The sequence below is a fragment of the Robinsoniella sp. genome (assembly GCF_034124845.1).
Genome location: NZ_JAWYAJ010000533.1, coordinates 1 through 4,860, shown reverse-complemented (window position 1 = coordinate 4,860; position 4,860 = coordinate 1). Strand labels below are relative to the sequence as shown.

At 42.5% G+C, this 4,860-nt stretch carries 4 protein-coding genes and 1 pseudogene; all 5 read left to right on the top strand.

Features of this window, described 5'->3' with window-relative positions; genetic code table 11:
• Positions 1-542 (top strand): annotated as a pseudogene (locus ACH2DQ_RS26465) (type I glyceraldehyde-3-phosphate dehydrogenase); the annotation flags it as partial.
• Positions 543-803: 261 nt separating this feature from the next.
• On the top strand, positions 804-1,994 hold the full coding sequence (locus ACH2DQ_RS26460) for a phosphoglycerate kinase (RefSeq protein WP_394914369.1): 1,191 nt from the start codon (positions 804-806) through the stop codon (positions 1,992-1,994).
• Positions 1,995-2,065: 71 nt separating this feature from the next.
• Positions 2,066-2,815, top strand: coding sequence for a triose-phosphate isomerase (gene tpiA, locus ACH2DQ_RS26455; protein WP_394914370.1), 750 nt, complete (start codon positions 2,066-2,068; stop codon positions 2,813-2,815).
• 265 nt (positions 2,816-3,080) lie between these two features.
• Positions 3,081-4,379, top strand: coding sequence for a homoserine dehydrogenase (locus ACH2DQ_RS26450; protein WP_394914371.1), 1,299 nt, complete (start codon positions 3,081-3,083; stop codon positions 4,377-4,379).
• Positions 4,380-4,405: 26 nt separating this feature from the next.
• Positions 4,406-4,860 (top strand): solute carrier family 23 protein (locus ACH2DQ_RS26445; RefSeq protein ID WP_395028661.1); only part of this gene is annotated, 455 nt, incomplete at its 3' end.

Sequence of the window (4,860 nt, the reverse complement as noted above, 5' to 3'; positions counted from 1 at the left end):
TAGCTCCTATGGCTAAAGCATTAAATGACTTAGCTCCAATCAAAACTGGTATCATGGCTACTATCCATGCATACACAGGAGATCAGATGACTCTTGACGGACCTCATCCAAAGGGAGATTTAAGAAGAGCTCGTGCTGCAGCAGCTAACATTGTTCCTAACAGCACAGGCGCAGCAAAAGCTATTGGTTTAGTTATTCCTGAATTAAACGGAAAGTTAATCGGATCTGCTCAGCGTGTACCAGTTCCTACAGGTTCTACTACTATCTTAACAGCAGTTGTAGAAGGAACAGTTACAAAAGAAGATATCAATGCAGCTATGAAAGCAGCAGCTACAGAATCTTTTGGTTACACAGAAGAAGAATTAGTATCCAGTGATATCATCGGAATCAGATTTGGTTCCCTGTTTGATGCTACACAGACAATGGTATTACCATTAGATAATGGCACAACACAGGTTCAGGTAGTTTCATGGTATGACAATGAAAACTCCTACACAAGCCAGATGGTTCGTACAATCAAATACTTCTCTGAGTTAGCATAATTCAAGCAAAACAGAGATAACAAGTTAGATCCTGAAGGGTCCGGTCTTAGGACTGGACTCTTTTGTGGTTTTGACAGTCCATAAGTCAAAAACCCCCATTGAAGCAACAGGGTTTTTGGTCTACGCTCCGCTTCGGTCCGTGCTAAACGTGCGCCACTGGCGCACAGTACTCTCGCGGCAGCCGCCAAATGGACACGCCAGTGTGTCCGTTTGGTTCGCTGCACGCGGAAATAAAATAAATAACCCAGGAGGCAGATACACATGCTTAATAAAAAATCAGTAGATGATATTAACGTAAAAGGCCAGCGTGTACTGGTTCGTTGTGATTTCAACGTACCGTTACAGGAAGGTAAAATTACAGATGAAAACCGTTTAGTTGCAGCTCTTCCTACAATTAAGAAATTAATTGCAGACGGCGGAAAGGTAATCCTCTGCTCCCATCTTGGAAAACCCAAGGGAGAAGCAAAGCCGGAATTATCTTTAGCACCTGTTGCAGCTCGTTTATCAGAATTATTAGGACAGGAAGTAAAATTTGCAGCAGATCCTGAAGTAGTGGGAGCAAATGCAAAAGCAGCTGTGGAAGCAATGAACGACGGCGATGTAGTTCTTCTTGAAAACACACGTTACAGAGCAGAAGAAACAAAGAATGGCGAAGTATTCAGCAAAGAATTAGCTTCTCTTTGTGATGTATTTGTAAATGATGCATTTGGTACAGCCCACAGAGCACACTGCTCTAACGTAGGGGTTACACAGTATGTGAAAACAGCTGTTGTTGGATACTTAATGCAAAAAGAAATTGATTTCTTGGGAAATGCAGTAAATAATCCGGAGAGACCATTTGTAGCGATCCTTGGCGGATCCAAAGTTTCCTCTAAGATTTCTGTAATCAACAACCTGCTTGATAAAGTAGATACTTTAATCATCGGCGGTGGTATGTGCTTTACATTCGCAAAAGCACAGGGTATGGAAATCGGTAAATCTTTAGTAGAGCCTGATTACCTGGATTACTCCAAAGAAATGGTAGAAAAAGCAAAAGCAAAAGGCGTAAATTTATTACTGCCGGTTGACTATATTGCAGCAAAAGAATTTTCAAATGACTCTGAATTCCGTACAGTAGAAGGAAATTTAGAAGCAGATGAAATGGGACTTGACATCGGACCTAAATCTGCTCAAATGTTTGCAGATGCATTAAAAGATGCTAAAACAGTAGTTTGGAACGGACCAATGGGATGCTTCGAAATGTCCAACTTCGCAGGCGGAACAGTTGCAGTAGCAAAAGCACTTGCTGATATCGATGCTACTACAATCATCGGCGGCGGTGACTCTGCAGCAGCAGTGAACCAGCTGGGATTTGGCGATAAAATGACTCATATTTCTACAGGCGGCGGCGCTTCTCTTGAATTCCTGGAAGGAAAAGATCTTCCCGGAGTAGTAGCTGCAAACGATAAATAAGTTTCAATACAACTATAAAATCCGGGCAGTATCATGTCAGCCGGATTTAAAGAAAACAGGAGAATATAATAATGGCAAGAAAGAAAATTATCGCAGGAAACTGGAAAATGAACATGACTCCAAGTGAGGCAGTTGCATTAGTAAATGAATTAAAACCATTAGTAGCAAGCGAAGAAGTAGACGTAGTATTCTGCGTACCTGCAATCGACATTATCCCGGTTATGGAAGCAGCAAAAGGCTCTAACATCCAGGTTGGTGCTGAAAATATGTACTATGAAGAAAAAGGTGCTTTCACAGGAGAAATCTCACCTGCAATGTTAACAGATGTTGGAGTAAAATATGTAGTTCTCGGACATTCTGAAAGAAGAGAATACTTCGCAGAAACAAACGAAACAGTAAACAAGAAAGTATTAAAAGCTTTCGAACATGGAATTACACCAATCGTTTGCTGTGGCGAAACATTAGAGCAGAGAGAACAGGGCGTAACAATTGATTTCATCCGTCAGCAGATCAAAGTTGCATTCTTAAATGTAACAGCAGATCAGGCTAAGACAGCTGTAATCGCTTACGAACCAATCTGGGCAATCGGAACAGGTAAAGTAGCAACTACAGAGCAGGCTCAGGAAGTTTGTGCTGCAATCCGTGTATGCATCGGCGAAATCTATGATCAGGCAACAGCAGAAGCAATCCGCATCCAGTACGGTGGATCTGTATCAGCATCAAGCGCTGCAGAATTATTTGCTCAGGCAGATATCGATGGCGGTCTTGTAGGCGGAGCTGCATTAAAACCAGACTTTGGTAAAATTGTAAATTACAAATAATTTATGATTAAATAGATAAAATTAGTCAAACCCTCCGGCAGCTTGCTGGGGGGTTTTTCCGACCCATCTTTGACTTTCTTTCATATAAAGCCTGGTCTGCTTTTTGATATAATTTCATTCATAAGACTTTACAAAATGGCGCCGGTCTATAAAAGCATCTTATGGGAGAAAACCCCAAATTTGAATTGCAGCCCCCCAACATTTAGTGCTATAATAAACAACGTAAGTGATGTCCTGTCACAAAAGGATAAAAAAGGAGAAAGAGATGAGCGAGGTAAAGAAAATCAACATTGCCCTGCTTGGTCTGGGTACTGTGGGTACCGGAGTTTACAAGGTCCTGAAGAGCCAGCGGGAGGAAATGCCCTCTAAGATTGGCGCGGAACTTGTGGTTAAGAAAATTCTGGTCCGCAACCTGGAGAAGGCTGCAGCCAAGGTGGATGATCCGTCAGTGCTTACGAATGACTGGAACGAAATCATTCAGGACAACGAGATCGAAATCGTCATTGAAGTAATGGGAGGGATGGAACCAGCCAAAACTTATATGATGGAGGCTCTTGCAGCAGGGAAGAATGTAGTTACAGCCAACAAGGATCTGGTGGCAGTTGATGGAAAAGAGCTATTGGATATGGCAGCATTGCATCAGAAGGATTTCTTGTTTGAGGCAGCTGTTGCAGGCGGAATTCCAATTATACGCCCATTAAAGCAGTGTCTGGCTGGAAATCATCTGTCTGAAGTCATTGGTATTGTAAATGGAACCACAAATTTTATTTTAACGAAAATGACGGAAGACGGTATGGAATTTGCAGATGCTCTGGCAATGGCTACGGAACTTGGATATGCAGAAGCAGATCCCACAGCAGATGTAGAAGGACTGGATGCAGGGCGTAAGATGGCGATTATGGCTTCCATCGCATTTAATTCCAGGGTTACCTTCCAGGATGTGTATACGGAAGGAATCACAAAGATTACAGCAACCGATATCCGCTACGCCAAGGAAATGGGATGCCATATTAAACTGCTAGGTGTTGCCCGGAACACAGAGGAAGGGATAGAGGCAAGAGTACATCCCATGCTGATTCCAAGCACACATCCGTTAGCGGCGGTTAATGATTCTTTTAATGCGGTATTTGTACATGGTGATGCGGTGGATGATGCGATGTTCTATGGCAGAGGTGCCGGAGAATTACCCACAGCCAGTGCCATTACAGGAGATGTATGTGACATTGCCAGAAACATTCGGTTTGGATGCACCGGCAGGATCAGTTGTACCTGCTACAAAGACTTGCCGATTATGAAGATAGAGGATGTCAAAAGCCGCTATTTTCTGCGCATGCAGGTAGAGGACCACCCGGGCGTACTGGCAAGTGTAGCCAGTGTATTCGGTAACAATGGTGTGAGTATCGAGAAGATTATTCAAAAGACAAAACGAGGTGATCTGGCTGAAATTGTCGTGATTACAGATTCAATTGAGGGGCGCCATTTTGATGATTCCCTGAAAATATTTGCAAGCATGTCAATGATCAATGAGATTTCAGCAGTAATCAGGGTGTACGGACACTCATAAAATACAGACAGGATGGAAGAGAAAACGTGGAAAAACTATTTAAATTACGAGAAAATAATACGAATGTAAAAACGGAAATCATTGCAGGTATTACCACATTTATGGCGATGGCCTATATTTTAGCAGTAAACCCGAATATTTTGTCCAGTACAGGTATGGATAAGGGAGCGGTATTCACCGCAACAGCCCTTGCGTCTCTGGTAGGAACGCTGTGTATGGCAATATTCGCAAATTATCCCTTTGTATTGGCTCCGGGTATGGGATTAAATGCATATTTTGCCTATACGATTGTTGCGGATATGGGATACAGCTGGCAGGTTGCTCTTGCTGCGGTATTTGTAGAAGGTATTCTTTTTATTCTGCTTTCTGCAGTTAAGGTGAGAGAAGCATTATTTGATGCAATTCCAATGACTTTAAAACATGCGGTAAGTGTGGGAATTGGTTTGTTTATCGCATTTATCGGACTGCAGAACTGCCACCT